13 protein-coding genes are annotated in these 22,529 nt (G+C 70.8%); 5 read left to right on the plus strand and 8 right to left on the minus strand.

What is annotated here, in order from left to right; translation table 11 throughout:
* Positions 1-98: 98 nt before the first annotated feature.
* Together pulA and ACIA73_RS09360 are read right to left on the minus strand one after the other, a co-directional pair.
* Positions 99-5,438 (minus strand): pullulanase-type alpha-1,6-glucosidase, encoded by a 5,340-nt coding sequence (gene pulA / locus ACIA73_RS09355; RefSeq protein WP_399437738.1) that lies wholly within the window; start codon positions 5,436-5,438, stop codon positions 99-101.
* 80 nt (positions 5,439-5,518) lie between these two features.
* Positions 5,519-7,270, minus strand: coding sequence for a carbohydrate-binding module family 20 domain-containing protein (locus tag ACIA73_RS09360; protein WP_399438037.1), 1,752 nt, complete (start codon positions 7,268-7,270; stop codon positions 5,519-5,521).
* A gap of 489 nt (positions 7,271-7,759) precedes the next feature.
* Between ACIA73_RS09360 and ACIA73_RS09365 the strand changes: the two genes are divergently transcribed.
* On the plus strand, positions 7,760-8,125 hold the full coding sequence (locus ACIA73_RS09365; protein WP_399437740.1) for an iron chaperone: 366 nt from the start codon (positions 7,760-7,762) through the stop codon (positions 8,123-8,125).
* A gap of 22 nt (positions 8,126-8,147) precedes the next feature.
* Here the strand turns inward: ACIA73_RS09365 and ACIA73_RS09370 are convergent, their stop codons facing one another.
* From ACIA73_RS09370 to ACIA73_RS09395, 6 genes are all read right to left on the minus strand, one after another.
* Positions 8,148-8,960, minus strand: a complete 813-nt coding sequence (locus tag ACIA73_RS09370; RefSeq protein WP_399437741.1) for a phytanoyl-CoA dioxygenase family protein — start codon at positions 8,958-8,960, stop codon at positions 8,148-8,150.
* A gap of 169 nt (positions 8,961-9,129) precedes the next feature.
* Complete coding sequence (locus tag ACIA73_RS09375; RefSeq protein ID WP_399438038.1) at positions 9,130-10,170, minus strand: LacI family DNA-binding transcriptional regulator; 1,041 nt, start codon at positions 10,168-10,170, stop codon at positions 9,130-9,132.
* Positions 10,155-11,831 carry a glycoside hydrolase family 13 protein gene (locus ACIA73_RS09380; protein ID WP_399437743.1) on the minus strand — a complete coding sequence of 559 codons (1,677 nt, stop codon included), beginning with the start codon at positions 11,829-11,831 and terminating at the stop codon, positions 10,155-10,157. Before ACIA73_RS09380 ends, ACIA73_RS09375 begins: the two co-directional genes overlap by 16 nt.
* A gap of 402 nt (positions 11,832-12,233) precedes the next feature.
* Positions 12,234-13,091, minus strand: a complete 858-nt coding sequence (locus ACIA73_RS09385) for a sugar ABC transporter permease (protein ID WP_399438040.1) — start codon at positions 13,089-13,091, stop codon at positions 12,234-12,236.
* Between the two features lie 35 nt (positions 13,092-13,126).
* Positions 13,127-14,179 carry a carbohydrate ABC transporter permease gene (locus tag ACIA73_RS09390; protein WP_399437744.1) on the minus strand — a complete coding sequence of 351 codons (1,053 nt, stop codon included), beginning with the start codon at positions 14,177-14,179 and terminating at the stop codon, positions 13,127-13,129.
* Positions 14,180-14,188: 9 nt separating this feature from the next.
* A complete protein-coding gene (locus ACIA73_RS09395; RefSeq protein WP_399437745.1) occupies positions 14,189-15,463 on the minus strand; it encodes an extracellular solute-binding protein in 1,275 nt (424 codons plus the stop codon).
* A gap of 339 nt (positions 15,464-15,802) precedes the next feature.
* On the opposite strand from ACIA73_RS09395, the gene ACIA73_RS09400 reads away from it, so the two are divergent.
* The 4 genes from ACIA73_RS09400 (at position 15,803) to ACIA73_RS09415 (ending at position 22,521) form a co-directional block, all read left to right on the plus strand.
* Complete coding sequence (locus ACIA73_RS09400) at positions 15,803-17,419, plus strand: glycoside hydrolase family 13 protein (protein ID WP_399437746.1); 1,617 nt, start codon at positions 15,803-15,805, stop codon at positions 17,417-17,419.
* Between the two features lie 25 nt (positions 17,420-17,444).
* Complete coding sequence (locus ACIA73_RS09405) at positions 17,445-18,464, plus strand: LacI family DNA-binding transcriptional regulator (RefSeq protein WP_399437747.1); 1,020 nt, start codon at positions 17,445-17,447, stop codon at positions 18,462-18,464.
* A 74-nt stretch (positions 18,465-18,538) separates the two neighbouring features.
* On the plus strand, positions 18,539-19,408 hold the full coding sequence (locus ACIA73_RS09410; protein WP_399437748.1) for a phosphatase PAP2 family protein: 870 nt from the start codon (positions 18,539-18,541) through the stop codon (positions 19,406-19,408).
* A gap of 122 nt (positions 19,409-19,530) precedes the next feature.
* Complete coding sequence (locus ACIA73_RS09415; RefSeq protein ID WP_399437749.1) at positions 19,531-22,521, plus strand: bifunctional [glutamine synthetase] adenylyltransferase/[glutamine synthetase]-adenylyl-L-tyrosine phosphorylase; 2,991 nt, start codon at positions 19,531-19,533, stop codon at positions 22,519-22,521.
* Positions 22,522-22,529 lie beyond the last annotated feature (8 nt).

Consider the following 22,529-nt stretch of genomic DNA (forward strand, 5'->3'; position numbering starts at 1 on the left):
GCCTGCGGCGCGAATCCCCTGCCCGCCCTTCCACCGTTCCCCGGGGCTCCGCCCCGGACCCCGGGTTCGGGGGCGCCGGGGCGGAGTTCCTCGTGCCGCTAGGGGGTTGTGAAGACGGCGACGGTGCGGGCGGGGACGGTGAAGGTGGCGGTGGTGGGGGTGTAGGTGGATTCCTTCGTGGTCGCATCGGAGCCGGCCGACTGGAGGGGGTGCAGGGCGTAGGCGGTGCCGGTGAGGGCGGGGACGGTCTGGCGCTGGGTGGACGGGGTGGCGTTGAAGACGATGAGCAGTTTGCCGGCGCGCATGGTGACGACGCCCGGGGTCTCGTCCTTGCCCGAGAGGGGGAAGGAGACCTTGGACCGGACGTCGGCCGCGGTGGTCAGCCCGAGGTCGGGTTCCGCCGTGCGGATCTTCAGGAGGTCCTGGTAGGCGGCGGAGGTCGCGTCGATCTCGGCGCAGCCGACCTTGAGGGCGGGGTTGGTCAGCAGGGGCTTGCCGTAGGGCCACTTGGGCCTGTTGTCGGCGGCAGGGGGCAGCCCGCGGCCGAACCCGTTGCCGTCACGGCAGTCCCAGTGGATCTCGTTGAACCAGTCGCCGCTGTCGTAGGAGTTGCGGTCGAGGGACTTGGAGCGGAGCAGGTCGGTGCCGGCCTGGGAGAGGGCGGGACCCTGGGAGAGGGCGGCGGTCGCCATGGAGAGGACCTGCATCCGGGCCCGGTCGCCCGGCGTCGTACGCGCCGGGAGCTTGAACGCCAGTGCGTCGAAGAGTGACTCGTTGTCGTGTGCGTCCGCGTAGGCGAGCGCGTCCCCGGGCGCCGCCGCGTACCCCGCCGGTGCGCCGTTGTAGTCGACCTCGGAGCCCTTGACCTGGCGGCCGGAGCTGTCGGTGAAGGAGTAGGAGGCGAGGTTGCCGGTCAGGCCGACCTTGAGGAGGTCCTGGTAGTGCAGGAGGCGGGCCTTCTGTTCGGCCGGGGTGCCGTTGGCCGCCGAGCCGTTGGGGTCGGTGAACAGTCCGCTGCCGAAGCCCTGGACGCCCGGGTCCTCGTCGAAGGGGCCGCCGCCGCGCACCGCGTCGCGGGAGCGGTCGGAGAAGGTGGCGATGCCGGTTCCGGCCATGTTCTTCTGGGTGGCCTGCTCGAAGCGGGCGTCGTCCGCGATCTCGCCGAAGTTCCAGCCCTCGCCGTACAGGATGATCGACTTGCCGTCGACGCCGTCCTTGGGGACGGTGAGCGCGTCCAGCGCCTTGCGGACGGCGAGGATGTTGGCCTTGGGGTGGTGGCCCATGAGGTCGAAGCGGAACCCGTCGACCTTGTACTCCTTCGCCCAGGTGACGAGCGAGTCGACGACGAGCTTGCCCATCATGGCGTTCTCGGGTGCGGTGTTGGCGCAGCAGGTGGAGGTGGCGACGGAGCCGTCGGCCATCAGCCGCTGGTAGTAGCCGGGCACGATGCGGTCCAGGACGGACTTGTCGCTCTGGCCGGCGGCGACGGTGTGGTTGTAGACGACGTCCATCACGGTGCGCAGTCCGGCGCCGTTGATGCCCTGCACCATCTGCCGGAACTCGACCGTCCGTCGCGTCCCGTCCGGATCACTGGCGTACGAGCCCTCCGGCACGGTGTAGTGCAGCGGGTCGTATCCCCAGTTGAAGGCGTCCTTGGCGGCCACCGCGGAGACACAGGCCTGCTGCTCCTGCGAGTCGGGGGCCATCGACTTCAGGTCGCAGGCCGGACTGGACTGGGCGGACTTCTTCTCGGGGATGGTGCCGATGTCGAAGACGGGGAGGAGATGGACGTAGGAGCTGCCGGCGGCGGCCAGTGAGCGCAGGTGCTGCGAGCCCTTGGAGCTTCTCTCGGTGAAGGCCAGGTACTCCCCCGGGTGCTTGGACGTGCGGTCGGCGATGGAGAAGTCCCGTACGTGGAGTTCCTGGATCCGGGCGTTGTGCAGCGGTGTCGCGGCGGGCTTCTTCAGCGCGCCCCATCCCTTGGGGGCGAGCTTCGGGTCGGCCAGGTCGACGACCAGGCTGTGGGTGGAGTCGGCGGTGAGGGCGGTCGAGTACGGATCGGTGACCTTGTTGGTCACCACCTTCCGGACGCTGGGCGCCCATACCTCGACGCCGTACCGGTACCGCTTCCCACTCCAGCCGCGCTCCCCCTGCACCGACCAGACCCCACTGCCCCCGTCGCGCCGCATCGGCACGATCCGCCCGTCCAGCTCCAGCGAGACCTTCCTGGCGGTCGGCGCCCAGAGGGAGAGGGTGGGCCGGCCGGACCGGAAGACCGGACCGAGGTCAGCCCCGGTGGCCTTAGCACCGTAGGTCGCGTCGAGCACCCCCGGCAGCTGTACGCCGGTCGCCGCCAGCAGCGCACCGTTCGCGGCGCGCTGCGTCGCGACGATCTGCCCGCGCAGCGAGTCGTCGATCCGGTCACGGTCGCGTGCGTCGACACGGAACGCCGGATAGTCCTTGAGGTGCGGGTACTTGGCCTTCTGGGCGTCGCTCAGGGTGCCCGGGTCGAGCCGCAGCCACCTGCCCTCGTCGCTCAGCGCGCCGTCGACGATCTCGATGCCTCCGTCGCGGGCGTACACCAGCTGCTGGCTGGTCGCCTCGCTCGCCTTCACCTTCCAGACGACGGTGTCCCGGTCGATCCACTGCGCCTCGGCCTTGGAGAGGTCGAGCGTGCCCGCTCCCCCGGCTTGCGGCAGTACGTACTTGGGCTGTCCGGCGAGCGCCCACACCTCGTGCCCGTAGGTGACGAGGTCCAGGGACTGATCGTTCGGCTGATCCTTCTCGTCGCCCTTGTGCAGGATGTAGGAGAGGGAGGTGGCCCCGGCGGCGAGCGGCACCTCGTAGGTGACCCCGAACGCGTCCCTCTTCACCGGCTGGAGCGGTTTGGCCCAGTCGGTGGGGTCCTTGGCGCCGGTCCAGGTGTGCATCCCCCAGCCGTCGTAGTCGCCGTCGGCGCGCTGGTAGTGCACCAGCGCCCTGGTCCTGTCCTGCGGCGGGTACGTCCCTTCCGGGGCCTTGGTGAGCTGGCCGTCCTTGCCCTGCTCGACCCACACCTCCCCGGTGGCGCCCAGGTCGATCGTGCGGGCGGGGCCGTCGGCGGTCCCGTCCTTCTCGACGGTGTACGGGAAGGAGGTGGCCCCCTCGGCGAGCTTCACCCAGGCGAAGGCACCGTAGGCGTCACGGCCGGTGAACCGACCCGTTCCGGCAGCCGACTTGAGCTGCCAGCCGTCGTAGTCGCCGTCGGCACGCCGGTAGTGGACGACCGCATAGGTGCGGTCGCCCGCGCGGGGCTTCTCGGGCGCTGGGGCCTGGCCCGCCGTCGTACCGGCGAGTGCACCGGCCGTGCGCCCGGCACTGTCCACCACAACTGCCTTGTACCGCAGGGGGGTTCCGGCCGCCACCTTCGCGTCCACATGCTGGGTGACCTTGTACGGGGCGTGGTCGGCGGAACCGAGGGTGCGCCAGGGGCCGTTGCCGGTCTGGGAGGCGAAGACCACCCGGTTGAGCCCGCCGCCGGTCACGGCGGCCTCGATCTCCACGGTGCCGGTGGCGCCGGCGGCCGGGGCCGTGAGAGTGAGGGCGGGCTCGGCGGCGGGGGCGCCCAGCGGCTTCTCCGCCTGGAGTACGACGCTGGAGAGCGCGGGCACGGTGACCTTCACCTTGCCGCCGCTGCCGGCCACCGCCGCCGAACCGCCGTACAGCGTGCGGAAGGCGGCGGAGGCGACGGGAATCTCGACGGTCCGCGCCTGGGCCCCGCTGTTAGCGGCCACCACGTACTCGACCTTGCGCTTGGCGTCCGTACGGGAGAAGGCGTACACGTTCCCGTCGCTCAGCAGCTCCTGCTGGATACCGTCGCGCAGGGCGGGGTGGTCCTTGGTGAGCTTGGAGAGGGCGGCGATGGAGCGGTAGAGGGGGTGGGTGGTGTCGTAGGCGTCGCTCGCGTGGGTGCGGTCGGTGCCGAGCTGGTCGTCGTCGAGGTAGTCGGCGGTCTCCGAGGCGAAGAGGGTCTGGCGGGAGTCCTTGTCGCCGCCGGCGCCGGTGAAGCCCTGCTCGTCGCCGTAGTAGATCACCGGATTGCCGCGGCCGAAGAACATCAGCTCATTGGCCAGCCGGGCCCGTTGGACGAGTTCGGGATCGCCCGCCCGGGGGTTGTCCTGCTTGAGGAAGGTGCCGATGCGGCCCATGTCGTGGTTGCCGGTGAAGCTCACCTGCTCGTACGCGTTGGCCTTGTCGGTGGTGTAGCGGTAGTCCGCCCCGAAGACCTTGGCGAGCTTGTCGGCGCCGCCGCTCTGCGAGGCGTATCCGCGCAGCGCGTCCTGGAGCGGGAAGTCGAGGGTGGCGTCCAGCCGGCCCCGGGTGACGTACGGGGCGGTGGTGGCCGGGTTCGAGTCGTAGATCTCGCCGAACATGAAGAAGTCGTCGCGGCCGCGCTTCTTGGCGTACGCGTCCAGGGCCGTCGCCCACTGGGTCCAGAAGTCGAGGTCGACGTGCTTGACGGTGTCGATGCGGAATCCGTCGATGTCGAAGTCGCGGACCCATTTCTGATAGATCTCCGCCATGCCCCGCACGACCTCGGGGCGCTCGGTCCACAGGTCGTCGAGTCCGGAGAAGTCGCCGTACTCGGCGCTCTCGCCCGCGAAGGTCGAATCGCCCCGGTTGTGGTACATGGTGGGGTCGTTGAGCCAGGACGGAACCTTGCGCTCCCCGGCGCGCGGGGCCGGTGTGTACGGGAAGCCGTCCCGGTCGATGCGCCTGGGGAGCGGCTTGGTCCGGTCGTCGAAGGGGCGCCCCTCCTGGTCGAGGTTCGGATACGCGCCCTTGGGGCGGTAACCGTACTTCTTCTCCGCGTGGTCGATGGTGTCCGCGGTGTGGTTGGTGATGACGTCGAAGAAGACCTTCATGCCCTTGGCGTGGGCCTTGTCGATCAGGGTCTCCAGGTCGGCGTTGGTGCCGAAGTGGGGGTCGACCTGGGTGAAGTCGGTGATCCAGTAGCCGTGGTAGCCGGCCGAGGCGTCCTGGCCCGCCCCCTGCACCGGCTTGTTCTTGAAGATCGGCGCCATCCAGATGGCGGTGGTGCCGAGCCCCTTGATGTAGTCGAGCTTCTGCGTCAGCCCCTTGAGGTCACCGCCCTGGTAGAAGCCCTTGTCGGTGGGGTCGTAGCCGTGCTCCAGCCGTGAACCGGTCAGAGCGCCCCGGTCGTTGGCCTTGTCCCCGTTGGCGAACCGGTCCGGGAGGACGAAGTAGAACTGGTCCCGGGTGAGGTCGTGCCGGGCGGGTTCGGCAGCCAGCTCGGCGTCGGAGGGGGGCGCGGGCGGCTTCGGCTGCGGCGGGGCGGCGAAGGCGGGGGCGGCCGGTGCGAGCGTGGCGCACAGGGCCGCGCTCACCACACCGACGACCGCTCTTCGCAGGGCGGCGACTCGGGGGCGGGGTATCACGGGCGGGGTCTCCTCGACGGTGAGGGCTGAATTGTGGGACGGACCTACGTACGGGCTTACGGGCTTACGGGCATACGGGCTTACGGGCGGAAGGTGTCGCCGGTGAGGGTGACGCGTCCGGTGGCCGGGACGGTGGCGGTGCGGTTGGGGCCGGACTCCCAGGTGACGTTCCCCGCAGCGTCCTTGCGGACGTACTTGTAGGCGAAGGTGGTCCCGGCGGGCAGGGTCACCTCGCCCTTCCACACGGGGTAGGCGGCGGGGTCGAGCTTGGGGGCGGCGGCCGGGTTCCAGTTGCCGAGGGCGCCCTGGTCGCCGACGACATGGATGTTCTGGCCGGGGACCGTGGTGGCGGTGACCCCGAAGGAGGCGCCGGAGCCGGTGGTTTCGGTGCCCTTGCAGGTGCGGGCGCCGGAGTGCAGGGCGACGGCGGTTCCGGCGGCGACGGTCGCCGTGAACTGGCCGCTCCCGTTGACGGTCACCGCGCGGCCGCTCTGCACGTCGCAGTAGTCCCCGGCGGGCAGGCCGGTCTGGAAAGTACGGGTGAGGGCGGCGCCGTCGTGGTTGATCGCCACGTACGCCCTGTCGCCGCGACCGAACGCGATCCGGTTGCCGCCGTCGTCCCACCAGTGGGCGACGGACTGCCCCCGGGCGGAATTGCGGAAGCCCACCATCGAGGCGACCTCCCGCCAGTCGTGCTGGCACTTCCACCCGTCCGCGTAACAGGCGTCCACCTGACCGCCCTTCGGCGGCCCGGCGTCCTTGTTGGTCCACTCGTAGCCGGAGTGCACGTCGGGCGACCCGTACGGCCACGCCAGCATGAAGACATGGGCGAGGGTGTAGGCGCTGCCCGCCTTGTAGTTGAGGGTGTCGCCGCCGCGCTCGGTGTCGTGATTGTCCACGAACACGGCGGACTTCCCGGACTCCATGAAGCCCCAGCCCTCGCCGAAGTTCTTGAGGCTCGCCAGACTCCCGCCCTGGAAGGCGGACTTCAGCCCCCGCCCGTACCGGAACTCCTGCACGTCGCCCGTGCCCAGGTACTCGCTCGGCGACACGGCCTCGCCACCGCCGTATATCGCCTCCTGCTTCCAGTGGACGCCGGGGTTGGTCAGCTTCCCCTTGATGGCGGCCAGGTCGGCGGCGGGCATGTGCTTGGCGGCGTCGACGCGGAAGGCGTCGACACCGAGCGAGAGGAGGTCGTTCAGATATCCGGCTATCTTCGTGCGGACGTACTCCTCGCCCGTGTCGAGGTCGGCGAGGCCGACGAGTTCGCAGTTCTGGACGTTGGCGCGGTCCTGGTAGTTGCTGATCTGCGACCGGCAGTCGTCCATGTCGGCGCCCGAGTACAGGCCGGGATAGCCGTACTTGGTGTACGCCGTCCCGCCGGTGCCCGTCCCGTCACCGGCCGCCATGTGGTTGATGACGGAGTCGGCGACCACCTTCACCCCAGCGGCGTGACAGGCGTCGACCATGCCCTTGAAGGCGGCCCGGTCACCGAGCCGGCTCGCTATCCGGTAGCTGACCGGCTGGTAGGCGGTCCACCACTGGTCGCCCTGGATGCGCTCCTGCGGCGGCGACACCTGCACGAACCCGTACCCGGCGGGCCCGAGCCGGTCGGTGCAGGCCTTCGCCACCGAGCTGAACCTCCACTCGAAGAGGACCGCGGTGACGTCCTTCTCGCCGGGCGGGGAGGCCTGGGCCACCGGGGCGGCCGGACCGACGAGGAAGGTGGCCGCACCGGCCACCAGGGCGCACCCGGCGGACAGCAGCCTGCGGGACGCGGGGGTCGTACGGGACACACGGGCTGTGCGGGACACGGGAGTTGTGCGGTCCATGGGGGTCATGCGGCTCATGGGGATTCCTCCTGCATGGGGGGAGGTGCGGGGGCGGGCGGCTCGGATGCGCGTCCGACAGCCCTGAATGTTCTTGCTGCAAGAATCCGGAAGTTCTTGCGGAGTGACGGTACGAGGACGCCCAGGGGTGGTCAACCCTTTGAACAGCGGCAGTTGTTCAAAATGAATGGGCAGGTCAGCGCCCGGCCGACGGCTGCGGCCAGGTACCCGCCGCCCGGTTGATCCGGAACACCTCCGGCACGCAGAGGTCCACCAGGACCGGCCGCCGGTGCGCAAGCGGCGCTCGCTCTCACGGTGGCGACCGGCCGTGCGGCGACGGCCACGATCGCCGGGTTGCCCAGGAAGAGGATCCAGCTCCGGGACAGCCGGTCCGCGAGGAGGCCGCCCACCAGGAGGAGGACGAGGGCCGGGACCGGAACCAGCCCCCTCCGGGTCCGCCCTCCCGCTCCCCCGCCGGTCTAGGCTCACCGCATGGTGCAGAGCAGGGCGGAGAACGTCGACGACTACCTGATCGGGGTGCCGCAGGAACGCGGGGAGGCCCTGGCCCGGCTCCGGGAGCTGTGCCGCACGGAACTCCCGGGCTTCACCGAGGCCATGGCGTACGGCATGCCGGTGTACGAACGCGACGGCACCGCCGAGGTCGCCTTCGCGAGCCAGAAGAGTTACGTGTCCGTCTATCTCCTGCGCGAGGACGTCCGGGAGGCGTTCGAGGAGCGGCTGGCCGGACACGACATGGGCAAGGGCTGCCTGCGCTTCCGCAAGCCGGAGAACATCGACTTCGACCTGCTGCGCGACCTGCTGAGGGCCACGGCGGCCGCACCCGGCACGGCCTGCTGAGCACGGCAGCCGTGAAGTGCGGCTACTCGGCGCTGTGGCCGCCCCCCTCCCGGTCCGGGCCGGGGGCGTCCAGTCCCAGGCCCCGGCGGATGGCCCTCTCCACGGGTGAGTACGCGCCGTCGGCCCGCTCCAGCGCGTAGGGCGCGGCAGGCATCAGCGGCGGCTGGGCCATGAAGCGCGGCCGCAGCCCGTGGTGCGGTTGCGCGGCGTGCACCAGGAACGGATGGCACAGGAAGACGTCGCCCGGGGACCCGGTGGCGAGGGCGAGCGGCCGGTGGTCGGACGCCGCCACCAGATCCGGGGCGAGGGTCAGCCCACTGGCCCCGTCCTCCCCGTACTGCTCCAGCACCTTCGGCGCGTCGAGATGGGAGCCGACCCGGATCCGGGTCGGGGCGTCCTGTTCACCGACCTCGCTGAACAGGAACAGCATCAGCAGCGCCCGGCCACGGGAACGCAGATTCGTGAAGTACCAGCTCTCGCCCTCCGGCAAATAGCTCCCCTCGATGTGCCAGCCCGCGTCGGCCGGCTCCTCCTCGTGCGGGAAGCGCAACGGGAACGTACCCAGCGAATAGCGCGGCTCCCAGCGCCCGGCACCGACCAGCAGGTCGTACGCACGGTGCAGGGCCGGGGAGTTGGGGGCGGCGGCGAACGGCCCCTGCCCCATGCCGGGCACCCAGTGCACGGGCTGCGTCCAGGTCGCCGGGTCGTCCGGGTCGCAGCCCGTCTCCCGCCACAGCAGCCGCGCGCAGTCCGCGGCCACGCGCGGCGCGACGGCTCCCTGAAGCTTCACGAAGCCGTCGCGGAGGAATCGGGATACCAAGGTCATGTCGTCCATGCCCCCATCGTGCGGCGGCACCGGCCGCGCTCACCCGACATTCCCCGCACCGTCTTTGTCGGGTACGAGGACGGGGCCTGCCGGGCGCGAGGACGGGCTCTGCCGGGTGCGAGGACGGGCGCACGGCCGCCGCCCGCCCCTCACTCCCCCGCCCTTCACTCCCCGCCCCTCACCCCCGCCGCTGGCCCGTGGACCCCCGTACCACCAGCTCCGGCTGGAACACGTACTCCGTGTGCTGGACCGGGTTTCCGCCGATCTCCTCCAGGAGCGCGCCGACCGCCGCCGTGGCCATCGCCTGGACGGGCTGGCGGACCGTGGTCAGGGGCGGGTCGGTGAACGGGATCAGCGGCGAGTCGTCGTAGCCGACCACCGAGACGTCCTCGGGGACGCGCAGGCCCCGGTCGCGGGCGGCCCGGACGACACCGAGAGCCATCATGTCGCTGCCACAGACGATGCCGGTGCAGCCCGCGTCCAGCAGGGCGCCCGCCGCCGCCTGACCGCCCTCGACGCTGAACAGGGTGTGCTGGATGAGCTCCGGTGCGCCGGTCGCCTCGACGAAGCCCTCGCGCTTGCGGTGGGAGGGGACGAAGCGGGCCGGGCCGACCGCCAGGCCGATGCGCCGGTGCCCCAGCTCCCCCAGGTGGGTGACGGCCATCCGTACCGCCGCATGGTCGTCCGGGGAGACGAACGGGGCGCTGATCGCCGGGTTGTAGCCGTTGATCAGGACGTACGGGACACCGCGCGCGGTCAGCGCGGCGTAGCGGGCCGGGTCGGCGGAGAGGTCGGCGTGCAGGCCGGAGAGGAAGATGATTCCGTCCACGCCCCGTTCGACGAGCTGCTCGACCAGTTCGTCCTCGATGGAGCCGCCGGGCATCTGGGTGCAGAGCACCGGGGTGTAGCCGCGGCCGGCCAGGGTCTGCTCCACGACCTGGGCGAACGCCGGGAAGATCGGGTTCGTCAGCTCGGGGATGACCAGCCCGACCAGGCCCGCACTGCGCTGGCGCAGCCGGGTGGGGCGTTCGTAGCCGAGGACGTCGAGTGCGGCCAGGACGCGCTTGCGGGTGGCTTCGGCGACGCCCGCCTTGCCGTTGAGGACGCGGCTGACCGTCGCCTCGCTGACCTTGGCCTGCGCGGCGAGGTGGGACAGTCGCGGAGCGGCGGCGGTGGGGCCGCCGCTCCGCGGCTCGGGCACGGTCACACGGCCCACCAGACGGTCGTGTCGGCGGGGAGGTCCAACTGGCCGTCGACCGGCGCCACTTCGCAGGAGGAGAGCAGCACACGGCCGTCGGGCACGGTGATCCATACCGGCTCTGTGGTGGTGTTCGCCGTGCAGACGAAGCCCTCGCGGGCGAAGGCGAGAACACCGGCGGGGGTGTCGGGCAGCCAGCTGACGCCGGTGCCCGCGCCCAGCCCCCGGTGGTCGCGGCGCACGGCGAGCGCGGAGCGGTACAGCTCCAGGGTGGAGGCCGGGTCGCCGGTCTGCGCCTCCACCGACAGGGCGCCCCAGGTGGCGGGCTGCGGCAGCCAGCTGCCGCCCGTCCCGAACCCGTACGAGGAACCCCCGACCGTCCACGGGATCGGCACCCGGCAGCCGTCACGGAAGCCGTCCTGCCCGGCCGCACGGAAGAAGGAGGGGTCCTGGCGCACCTCGTCGGGCAGGTCGGTGACGTCGGGCAGGCCCAGCTCCTCGCCCTGGTAGACGTACGCCGAGCCGGGCAGCGCCAGCATCAGCAGGGTCGCCGCGCGGGCCCTGCGCAGGCCGAGTTCGCGGTCGCCGGCCGTGCGGATCTGGGTGCCCAGGCCCGGCGGGTTGGCGAAGCGGGTGGCGTGGCGGGTGACGTCGTGGTTGGAGAGCACCCAGGTGGTCGGGGCGCCGACCGGCCGCATCGCGTCGAGCGAGGTGTCGATGACCTCGCGCAGCGCGGCGGCGTCCCAATGGGTGCCCAGGTACTGGAAGTTGAAGGCCTGGTGCAGCTCGTCCGGGCGGACGTAGTTCGCGGTGCGCTCGACGGTCGGGGTCCAGGCCTCGGCGACGCCGATGCGCTCGCCCGGGTACTCGTCGAGGATCTGCCGCCAGGCGCGGTAGATGGCGTGCACGCCGTCCTGGTCGAAGAACGGCATCACGTCGTTGCCGAGCAGCTTCAGCTGGTCGTGGGTCCCGAGGTCCGGGAGACCCTCCGCCTTGACCAGCCCGTGCGCGACGTCGATCCGGAAGCCGTCCACGCCCATGTCCAGCCAGAAGCGCAGGATCGAGCGGAACTCGTCGGCGACCGCCGGGTGCTCCCAGTTGTGGTCGGGCTGCTCGGGGGCGAAGAGGTGGAGGTACCAGTCGCCTTCGGTGCCGTCGGGGTTGGTGGTACGGGTCCAGGCCGGGCCGCCGAAGACGGACTCCCAGTCGTTCGGCGGGAGTTCACCACTGGCCCCCTTCCCTGGGCGGAAGTGGTAGCGGTCGCGCAGGGCCGACCCCGGGCCCTCCTCGATGGCCCGCTTGAACCACTCGTGCTGGTCGGAGGAGTGGTTGGGGACGACGTCCGTGATGATGCGCAGGCCCAGCTCGTGGGCGTCGCGGATCAGGCCGTCGGCGTCGAGCAGCGTCCCGAACATGGGGTCGATGGCCCGGTAGTCGGCGACGTCGTAGCCGGCGTCGGCCTGCGGGGACGCGTAGAACGGGCTCAGCCAGACGGCGTCCACGCCGAGGTCGCGGAGGTAGGGGAGGCGGGCGCGGACGCCTGCGAGGTCGCCCATGCCGTCGCCGTTGCCGTCGGCGAAGCTGCGGGGGTAGACCTGGTAGATCACCGCGTCGCGCCACCAGTTGGTGGGACCGGGGGTGGTCTCGTTCGCCGGGGCGGGGGCGGTGAGGTGCTGGGTCATGTCGTCCCTGGGGGTCTGGGAGGTGAGAGGGGGTCGGGTCCGGGGGTGGCGGGGTCGGGGGTACGGGGCGGGGCGGTGGGCGGGGCCGGGGTGGGCCGGGGGTGGGTGCGGTGCGACTCCGTCGAGGGCCGCCCCTTTGCCCGCCCGTTCCGCCCCCGGGGGGCGGCCCCGCCGCCCAAGCGGGCTAGCGGGAGCGAAGGGCGGGCGGCCGCCGTACCCAAGCGGGCTACCGGGGGGGTGGGCCCTGGGGGGGGCGGCCGGAGGCCGCCTTCCAGGGGCGCGAGGAACTGCGCGAGCAACCACCACACCCCCGCACCTCCCCACCAGCCCCGCGGCCGGCGGTTCAGGGAAGGGGCGGGGAGGGGCAAACGCCCGCCGCAGGCGCGAACGAACCCGGTCCGCTCACCCCTTGGTCGCACCAGCGGTCATACCGCCCACCAAATGCCTCTGGGCGAAGATGAAGACGATCCCCGCCGGAATGGCGATGAGCACCGACGCCGCCGCCATCGGCCCCCACTGACTGCTGTACTGGTTCACGAACTTCTGCAGACCACCCGCCAGGGTCATGTTCTCGTCCCCCACCAGGAACGCCGACGCATACGCCACCTCCCCCCAGGCCGTGATGAAGGAGTAGAAGGCGGTCACCGCCAGCCCCGGCTTCGCCAGCGGAAGAATCAACCGCCAGAAAGTCCCGAACGGCGTCAGCCCGTCCACCATCCCCGACTCGTCGATCTCCTGCGGGATCCCGTCGAAGAACCCCTTCATCATCCAGGCGCAGAACGGGACCGAGATGGTCAGATACGTGATGACCAGCCCCATCGGCTGATTCAACAGCCCCAGCTTCGCCATGATGTTGTAGATCGGCACGATCAGGACGGCCACCGGGAACATCTGGGTGATGAGCAGCGTCCACATCAGCCCCCGCTTCCCGGGGAACCGGAAGCGGCTGATCGCGTAACCCGTCGTCGCGGAGACGAAGACCCCGATGACCGTCGAAAGCCCGGCGATCAGCAGCGAGTTGCCGAACCAGGTGAGGAACGGGGTGTCGTTCAGCAGACTGGTGTAGTTGGTGAGCGTCGTCTCCCGGACGAAGTCCGTGGTCGTCGCGTACTGGGCCGGCTTGAGCGAGGTCAGCAGCACCCACAGCACCGGGAACACCGCGACGATCGACGCGACGACCAGCGTGGTGTGCAGCGCGACGGACGCCAGCGGCGAACGCCGGTCGCGTCGCTGCACATTGGCCGCCTGGCCGGTACTCAGAAGTGTTCCGGTCCCCGGAACGCTCTCGGTCGTGGTCACCAGACTTCTCCCTGCTTGCGGAGGACTCGCCGGTAGACCGCGGCGAAGATCATCAGGAGTACGAGGATCAGGACGCCCCAGGTGGACGACTGCGCGAAGTCGCGCGGGCTGATCTCGAAGGAGAACTTGTACGCCTGGGTCACCAGAATCTGAGTGGCCTCGCCCGGTCCGCCCCTGGTCAGCAGGAAGATCACCGGGAACATGTTGAACGTCCAGATGGTACTGAGCAGGATCACGGTGGTGGACACCGGCCGCAGCCCCGGCATGGTGATGTGCCGGAAGCGCTGCCAGGCCGTGGCCCCGTCCATCTCGGCCGCCTCGTACAACTCGCCCGGTATGGACTGGAGCCCGCCGAGCAGGGCGACCATCATGAACGGGATGCCGAGCCAGACGTTCACGGTGATCACCGCGAACTTCGCCCAGTTCGGGTCGTTCAGCCACGGCACCGCGTCGATGCCGCCGCCCGCGAGGATCTTGTTGAGCAGCCCGTTGTCCTCGTTGTAGAGGAAGCGCCAGGCGAAGACCGAGACGAAGCCGGGGACCGCCCAGGGCAGTACCAGCATCATCCGGTAGGCGCCCCGGCCGGCGATCTTCCGGTTGAGGATGTTCGCCAGGCCCATGCCGAGGGCGAAGGTGATCGAGACACACGCCACCGTCCACAGCACGGTCCACCCGAGGGTGGCGAGGAACTGGTTGCCGGTGAGCGCGTCGGCGTAGTTGTCGAGGCCGACGAACTCGTAGGTGGCGGGGAGCTTGTTGACGCCGATGGAGCGCTCGACATTGCGCTCATTGGCGTCGGTCAGCGACAGGAAGATGCCGCGGACCAGCGGGTATCCGATGATGACGCCGATGACGACCACCACGGGGGCGACCATCGTCCAGGCGTACCAGTGGGTCGAGAGCGACCTCCGGAGGCGTCCGGGAGTTCCTGGGGTACTCGGGGTGCCTGGGGCTTTGTCCCTCGTGCCGGTTCCGCGGCTCCGGCCGCGGGCGGGTTGGTCCCCGCCCACGGCCTTCGCCACCGACCGGCCGGTGTCAGCAGCAGTCATCGGTGATTCCTAGTTCCAGCCCTTGAGGAGCTTGCGGTACGCGTCACCCGTGGCCTTGGCGCCGGCCTCCGGCGTGGTCTGGTTGGTGAGGACCTTGGTGTACTCGGTGACCAGCGGGGCGAACAGGCTGCCGGTCTCCGGGATCCACGGGCGCTCGACGGCCTTCTCGACGACCGGCTTGAAGAACGTGACGATCTCGTTCTTCGCGACGTCCGGCTGGGAGTAGACGGAGGTACGGGTCGGGAGCAGGTTGAGCTCCTTGGTGACCTGGGCCTGGACCTCGGCGGAGGTCATGTACTCGACGAAGGCGTGCGAGGCCTCGCGGTTCTTGGAGCCCGCGTAGACGGCGAGGTTGTGACCGCCCTGCGGGGCGCCCTGCTTGGCGGAGCCGGCCGGGACCGGGGCGATGCCCAGGTTGGTCCTGTCCTTGAACTGGTCACCGGCGTAGGTGTCGGCGATCGCCCACGGGCCGTTGATCATCATCGCGACATCGCCGGACTTGAACGCCTTCTGCATGTTGTCGAAGCCGTCGGTGGCGTCGGTCTTGGCGGCGCCGGAGGTCACCAGGTCCTTGGCGACGCCCAGGGCCTTCACGCCGGCCGGGTTGTCGATGGTGATCTTCTTGTTCTTGGCGTCGACCAGGTCGCCGCCCTCTCCGTAGAGGAAGGAGAGGAACCAGTAGGCGTCGTCGCCGCGCAGGTACATCCCGGTCTTGCCGGTCTTGTCCTTGATCTTCTTCGAGGCGGTCTTGAGGTCGGCGACGGTCGCCGGGACCTCGACGCCCGCGTCCTTGAGCATCTTCTTGTTGTAGAAGATGCCCATGGAGTCGATGACCTGCGGGACCGCGTAGGTCTTGTCCTTGTACTTCGTGGAGGCGGCGGCCTGCTTGAGGAAGTCGCCCTCGTTCTTCAGGGCCGCGGTGCCGTCCAGCGGGTCCAGGATGCCCAGGTCCGCGAAGTCGGGGGTCCAGGCGACCTCGGAGCGGATCACGTCGGGGGCGCCGGAGCCCGCCTGGGCGGCGTTCTTGAACTTGTTCTGCGCGTCACCGAAGGGGACGTTGACGTACTTGACCTTCACCTTGGGGTGCTTCTTGGTGAAGTCCTCGGCGATCTTCTTGAAGACCTTGTCCTCGCTGCCGACCGTGGAGGTGTCCCACCAGGTGACCTCGCCGGCGAGCTCGCCGGCCGGGCCCTTGCTCTGGGGGTTGTCGCTGTCGCCGCCACAAGCGGTCGCCGCGAGCGCCAGGGTCGCGACCAGGGCGGTGGCTGCTATGCCACGTCGCATCTGAACTCCTTCAACTGCCGTACCGCTCCGTCGCGGCGCCGGGTCGTGGAGGAACGTAACAAGCCTGAAAGAAGTCCGAAAGAGTTTGCGGGAAATTTCTGCAAGGGTGGTCGATCGTTACCTCGGTGTGTCCTGCCGGTTGCAACCAGAAGCCTTACCTGGCAGGTGGGAGCGGGGGTTCCGGCCGGATGGCGGCCCTTGCCGCCGCGCCCGCAAGAACTTGCAGGGCTGTTACTTTCGGGACCCGCCGGCGTTGATCCCGTAGTTGCCGATACGAGAGCCCACCGACCGCACGGACCGGCCCCCGGCCCGGACGGTCCTGGCAGACCAGGGAGCGCCATGACACCCCTTTCCCCGCCCCGGACCACCACAGGGACCAGCGCCTCGCGGTGGTGGCGCGATGCCGTCATCTATCAGGTGTACGTCCGGTCCTTCACAGACAGCAATGGGGACGGCGTGGGGGATCTGCCGGGCATCCGCGCACACCTGCCGCAGCTGGCCGAGCTGGGCGTCGACGCGCTGTGGCTGACCCCCTTCTACGCGTCGCCGCAGGCGGACGGCGGTTACGACGTGGCGGACTACCGGAAGGTCGACCCGCTCTTCGGGACACTGGAAGACGCCACCCGACTCATCGACTCCGCACACGAGTTGGGCCTGCGGGTGATTGTGGATGTAGTGCCGAACCACACCTCGGACCAGCACGCGTGGTTCCGTGCGGCGCTCGCCGGGGGCCCGGAGCGGGACCTCTACCACTTCCGCCCCGGCCGTGGCGCGGACGGCGAACTCCCCCCGAACGACTGGGAGTCCGTGTTCGGCGGCTCCGCCTGGACCCGTACCACCGGCCCCGACGACACCGAAGGCGACTGGTACCTCCACCTCTTCGCCCCCCAGCAGCCCGACCTCAACTGGGAAAACCCCGCCGTGCACGCCGAGTTCGACTCGGTCCTGCGCTTCTGGCTGGACCGGGGCGTGGACGGCTTCCGCATCGATGTCGCCCACGGCATGGTCAAGGCCCCCGGCATGCCCGACATCGGGGCCCGCGAACAGGCGAGGATGATCGGCTCCCAGGTACTGCCGTTCTTCGACCAGGACGGGGTCCACGAGATCCACCGGGCGTGGCGCCGGCTCCTGGACTCGTACCCCGGTGAACGCATCGGTGTCGCCGAGGCGTGGGCCCCCTCGCCCGAGCGGCTCGCCCTGTACGTACGCCCCGACGAACTGCACCAGGCCTTCAACTTCCAGTTCCTGACCTGCCCCTGGGACGCGACGGCGATGCGCAAGGTCGTCGACGCCTCCCTCGCCGCGGCCGGTTCGGTGGGCGCGCCCACCACCTGGGTGCTGTCCAACCACGACGTGGTCCGCCATCTCACCCGCTACGGCGGCGACGACTACGCGCTGGGGCTGCGCCGGGCCCGGGCGGCCGCGCTGCTGATGCTGGCGCTGCCCGGGTCGACGTACCTCTACCAGGGCGAGGAACTCGGACTGCCCGAGGTCACCGACCTCCCCGACGAGGTGCGCCAGGACCCGTCCTTCTTCCGCACCGACGGTCAGGACGGGCTGCGCGACGGGTGCCGGGTGCCGATTCCGTGGGAAGGGGACCAGCCGCCGTACGGCTTCGGAAGCGGCGGCAGCTGGCTTCCGCAGCCGGACGCCTGGAAGCGGCTGAGTGCGGCGGCGCAGCGGGGCGACGCGGACTCGACGCGGGAGATGTACCGCCGGGCACTGGCCGTCAGGAAGGAGCTGGACGGGCTGGGCGACGGGCGGATGACGTGGCGGGAGTCGGTTCCGGGACTGCTCGACTTCGTACGCCCCGGCTTCCGCTGCACTCTCAGCACGGGGACCGGTCCCCTCCAACTCCGCACCCCGGGACGCCTCCTGGTGTCCTCGTGCGCGCTCGTGGCGGACGGCGAAACCGTCACCCTTCCGGCCGATTCCTGCGCTTGGTGGGCAATCTGACATGCGCCCGGTAAGGTCCCACGTCATGACCGCACGGCTAGCCGACATCGCAGCCCAGGCGGGGGTCAGCGAAGCGACGGTCAGCCGGGTACTGAACGGCAAACCGGGTGTTGCCTCGGCCACCCGCGAATCCGTACTCGCCGCACTCGACGTCCTCGGGTACGAGCGACCGGTCCGGCTGCGCAGGCTCAGCGCGGGCCTGGTCGGGCTGATAACCCCCGAGCTGGAGAACCCGATCTTCCCGGCGCTCGCGCAGGTCATCGGCCAGGCGCTGACCCGGCAGGGCTACACCCCGGTGCTCGCCACCCAGACCCCCGGCGGCTCCACCGAGGACGAGCTGACGGAGATGCTGGTCGCGCGCGGCGTCTGCGGCATCATCTTCGTCTCCGGGCTGCACGCGGACACCACCGCCGACACCCAGCGCTACGAGCAGCTGCGGGCACAGGGCGTCCCCTTCGTCCTCGTGGACGGTTTCTCGCCGAAAGTGCAGGCGCCGTTCATCTCGCCGGACGACCGGGCGGCGATGCGCCTGGCGGTCACCCATCTCGCGGCGCTCGGTCACACCCGGATAGGCCTGGCGGTCGGGCCCAAACGCTTCGTCCCCGTGCTCCGCAAGATCGAGGGCTTCCGCAGCAGCATGCAGGAGCGGTACGCGATGTCCGCCGAGGAGACGGAGGAGCTGGTCCAGCACTCCCTCTACACCCTGGAGGGCGGCCAGGCCGCCGCCTCCGCGCTGATCGAGCGGGGCTGCACGGCGGTGGTCTGCGCCAGCGACATGATGGCGCTCGGGGCGATCAGGGCGGCGCGACGGCTGGGTCTTGAGGTGCCGCGTGACGTCTCCGTGGTCGGTTTCGACGACTCCCCCCTCATAGCCTTCACCGACCCCCCGCTCACCACCATCCGCAAGCCGGTCACCGCGATGGGGCAGGCGGCGGTCCGCGCGCTGCTCGAAGAGGTCGGCGGTACGCCCGCCCCGCACAGCGAATTCGTCTTCATGCCGGAGCTCGTCGTACGGGGGTCAACCGCCTCGGGACCTCGTCCCTGAGGGGGAGACGGGGCGGCCCTAAACCCTCTCCAGGATGATCGGCTCCGGATAACGATCTGGCAGACTTCCGTCCCATGGGTGAAGCGACTACGAGAACTGAGGCAGGCCACAGGGCCACCATTCCGTCACCCACGGTGAGCGAGGAGGGGGCGTCACCGGCCCGTCGCCGCTCCGTAGTCGAACGCATCCGTTCACCGCGCAGGCCGCGCTTCTGGTTCGAGATCCTGCTGATCGCGGTCAGCTACTGGATCTACTCGATGATCCGCAACGCGGTGCCCGAGCAGAAGGAGAAGGCGCTCGCCAACGCCGACTGGATCTGGAAGGTCGAGCAGGACCTCGGGATCGCCGTCGAGAAGTCGGTCAATCACGCGATCGACTCGGTGACCTGGCTGATCGTCTCGATGAACTACTACTACGCGACCCTGCACTTCCTGGTCACGCTGGGTGTACTGGTCTGGCTGTACAAGTGGCAGCCGGGGCGGTACGCCGCCTCGCGGACCATCCTCTTCGCCACCACCGGCGTCGCTCTCGTCGGCTACTACCTCTACCCGCTGGCCCCGCCCCGCCTGATGAACGGCGGGGGCTTCGTCGACACGGTCCTGGTGCACCACACCTGGGGGTCGATGGCCTCCGGCGACCTCAAGCACATGACGAACCAGTACGCGGCGATGCCGTCGATGCACATCGGGTGGTCGACCTGGTGCGGCCTGACCATCTTCTTCCTCGCCTCGGCGCCGTGGGCCCGCATCCTGGGCCTGCTCTACCCGACCCTGACCCTGATCGTCATCGTCGCCACCGCCAACCACTTCTGGCTCGACGCGGTCGGCGGCCTGCTCTGCCTGGCCTTCGGCTACGCGGTCGCCTACGCCTGGTACGGCTCGGTCCCCCACCACCTCCCGAAACTCGTCACCCCCACAACCCCGCTCCTCCCCACCCCCGCCTGACCACGAGGGTCCCGGGGGCCGGGGGCGGCAGGGCGCGCCCGCCCCGGCCGCCCTTCCCGCACCTCACCCCATAGGCTCGGTACCCGTACCGCAAGAGCATCGAGGGATAGGGCGGGGAATACATGACCGTGCCAGGCCGCCGCAGCAGCACCTTCACCCGTCTCATCCGGCACGGCTTCACCGACCCCTCCACCGCCGAGCGGCTCCTCGACGAGGAGTCCCTTGCCGCCGTCCGCCAGGACCCGGTCCTCCTCGACGCCCTCGGCGCGACCGCCGACCCCGATCTGGCCCTGCTGGGTCTCGTACGCCTCGCCGAGGCCCAGCCCACCGACGACGAGCGCCAGGACTTCCTGCACACCCTCGTCTCCGCCAAGCCCCTGCGCGACCGCCTCCTCGGTGTCATGGGCGCCTCGGAGGCGCTTGCCGACCACCTCGCCCGCCACCCCGGCGACTGGCACGCACTGCTCACCTACGAGGCCGTCGACCTGCACCCCGGGGTGGAGGAGTTCGAGCAGTGCCTTGCCGAGGCGGACGACCCGGTGACCCTCCGCATCGCCTACCGCCGCTGCCTCCTGTCCATCGCCGCCCGCGACGTCTGCGGAACCACCGACGTCGCGCAGACCGCCGCCGAGCTGGCCGACCTCGCGACCGCCACCCTCCGCGCCGCCCTCGCCATCGCCCGCCGGGCCGCCCCGGACGACGCCACGATCTGCCGGCTGGCGGTGATCGCGATGGGCAAGTGCGGCGGCCACGAGCTGAACTACATCTCCGACGTGGACGTGATCTTCGTCGGCGAGGCGACCGACGGCGCCGACGAGGGCCGGGCCATGCAGGCCGCCACCCGCCTCGCCGCGCACCTGATGCGGATCTGCTCGGAGACCACCATCGAGGGCGCCATCTGGCCGGTGGACGCCAACCTCCGCCCGGAGGGACGCAACGGTCCGCTCGTCCGCTCCCTCTCCAGCCATCTCGCCTACTACCAGCGATGGGCGAAGACCTGGGAGTTCCAGGCGCTGCTGAAGGCCCGCCCGGTCGCCGGGGACCTCTCCCTCGGCGAGGAGTACATCGAGGCCCTCTCCCCCATGGTCTGGCAGGCCGCCGAGCGCGACAACTTCGTGCACGACGTGCAGAAGATGCGCCGCCGGGTGGTCGACAACATCCCGCCGGGGCAGTTGGAACGGGAGCTGAAGCTCGGCCCCGGCGGCCTGCGGGACGTCGAGTTCGCCGTGCAGCTGCTCCAGTTGGTGCACGGCCGCAGCGATGCGACGCTGCACAGCGGTACGACGCTGGAGGCCTTGCAGGCGCTGGCCACGGGGGGTTACGTGGGCCGGGCGGACGCCGCCCAGCTGGACGAGGCGTACCGCTTCCTGCGCCAGATGGAACACCGCATCCAGCTCTACCGCCTGCGCCGCACCCATCTGGTCCCCGAGTCCGAGGCCGACCTGCGCCGGCTCGGCCGCTCGCTGGGGCTGCGCGGCGAGCCGGTCACCGAACTCCAGCAGGCCTGGAAGCGCCACGCCTCGGTCGTCCGCCGCCTCCACGAGAAGCTCTTCTACCGCCCGCTGCTGGACGCGGTCGCCCAACTCGCTCCCGGCGAGACCCGGTTGAGCGCACGGGCCGCCGGACAGCGCCTCGAAGCGCTCGGCTACGCCGACCCGGTCGGCGCCCTGCGCCACCTGGAGGCGCTGTCCTCGGGCGTCACCCGCAAGGCCGCCATCCAGCGCACCCTGCTCCCCGTCCTCCTCTGCTGGTTCGCCGACTCCGCCGACCCGGACGCCGGGCTGCTGGGCTTTCGCAAGGTGTCCGACGCGCTCGGCAAGACCCCGTGGTACCTGCGCCTGCTGAGGGACGAGGGCGCCGCCGCGGAGAACCTCGCCCGGGTGCTGTCCGCCGGCCGCCTCGCCCCCGACCTCCTCCTGCGCGCCCCGGAAGCGGTCGCCATCCTCGGCGACCCCAAGGGCCTCAACCCCCGTGGCCGCGACCACCTGGAGCAGGAGGTACTGGCCGCGGTGGGCCGCGCGAACGGGGCCGAGGCGGGAGTGGCGGCGGCGCGCGGGGTACGGCGCCGGGAGCTGTTCCGTACCACTGCCGCCGACATCATCGGCTCGTACGGTACGGAGGAGAGCCCGGCCGAATCCGACCCCGGCGCCCTGGTGGACCGGGTCGGCGGCGCGGTCACCGCCCTCAACGCGGCCACCCTCGCGGGCGCCCTGCGCGCGTCGGTCCGCGAACAGTGGGGCGACGAACTCCCCACCCGCTTCGCCGTCATCGGCATGGGCCGTTTCGGCGGCCACGAACTGGGTTACGGCTCCGACGCCGACGTCCTGTTCGTCCACGAGCCCCGCGAGGGCGTCGACGAGCAGGAGGCCGCCCGGGCCGCCAACAAGGTCGTCACCGAGATGCGACGGCTCCTCCAGCTCCCCACCGCCGACCCACCGTTGCTGATCGACGCCGACCTGCGCCCGGAGGGCAAGAGCGGCCCCCTGGTCCGCTCCCTGAAGTCCTACGAGGCGTACTACCGCCGCTGGTCCCTCGTCTGGGAGAGCCAGGCCCTGCTCCGCGCCTACCCGATGGCGGGCGACGCGGACCTCGGCCGGCGCTTCATCGACCTCGCCGACCCCCTGCGCTACCCGGCGGAAGGCCTGGGCGACGACGCGGTCCGCGAGATCCGCCGCCTCAAGGCCCGGATGGAGTCCGAACGGATGCCGCGCGGCGCCGACCCCACCCTGCACACCAAGCTCGGCCGGGGCGGGCTGAGCGACGTCGAGTGGACGGTGCAGCTCCTCCAGATGCAGCACGGCTGGGCCGAGCCCGGTCTGCGCACCACCCGCACCCGCGAGGCCCTGGCCGCCGCCCACGCGGCCGGACTGATCCCGACCGAGGAGGCAGCCATCCTCGACGAGGCCTGGGTACTGGCCTCACGGGTGCGCAACGGTGTGATGCTGGTGCGCGGCCGCGCCGGCGACACCTTCCCCTCGGACGGCCGCGAACTCGCCGCCATGGGCCGCTACCTGGGCTACGACGAGGGCCACGTCGGCGACATGCTGGACGACTACCGGCGGATCACCCGGCGGGCGCGGGGCGTGGTGGAGGAGCTGTTCTACGGGGCGTGAGGGGCCCG

Source organism: Streptomyces sp. NPDC051561 (genome assembly GCF_044454195.1).
In the GTDB taxonomy this organism is placed as follows: domain Bacteria; phylum Actinomycetota; class Actinomycetes; order Streptomycetales; family Streptomycetaceae; genus Streptomyces.

Bases quoted from the DNA above. Each gene is read 5' to 3' on its own strand.
- ACIA73_RS09360 (WP_399438037.1), bottom strand. From the start codon at position 7,270: ATGGACCGCACAACTCCCGTGTCCCGCACAGCCCGTGTGTCCCGTACG.
- ACIA73_RS09365 (WP_399437740.1), top strand. From the start codon at position 7,760: ATGGTGCAGAGCAGGGCGGAGAACGTCGACGACTACCTGATCGGGGTG.
- ACIA73_RS09370 (WP_399437741.1), bottom strand. From the start codon at position 8,960: ATGGACGACATGACCTTGGTATCCCGATTCCTCCGCGACGGCTTCGTG.
- ACIA73_RS09380 (WP_399437743.1), bottom strand. From the start codon at position 11,831: ATGACCCAGCACCTCACCGCCCCCGCCCCGGCGAACGAGACCACCCCC.
- ACIA73_RS09390 (WP_399437744.1), bottom strand. From the start codon at position 14,179: ATGACTGCTGCTGACACCGGCCGGTCGGTGGCGAAGGCCGTGGGCGGG.
- ACIA73_RS09395 (WP_399437745.1), bottom strand. From the start codon at position 15,463: ATGCGACGTGGCATAGCAGCCACCGCCCTGGTCGCGACCCTGGCGCTC.
- ACIA73_RS09400 (WP_399437746.1), top strand. From the start codon at position 15,803: ATGACACCCCTTTCCCCGCCCCGGACCACCACAGGGACCAGCGCCTCG.
- ACIA73_RS09405 (WP_399437747.1), top strand. From the start codon at position 17,445: ATGACCGCACGGCTAGCCGACATCGCAGCCCAGGCGGGGGTCAGCGAA.
- ACIA73_RS09410 (WP_399437748.1), top strand. From the start codon at position 18,539: ATGGGTGAAGCGACTACGAGAACTGAGGCAGGCCACAGGGCCACCATT.
- ACIA73_RS09415 (WP_399437749.1), top strand. From the start codon at position 19,531: ATGACCGTGCCAGGCCGCCGCAGCAGCACCTTCACCCGTCTCATCCGG.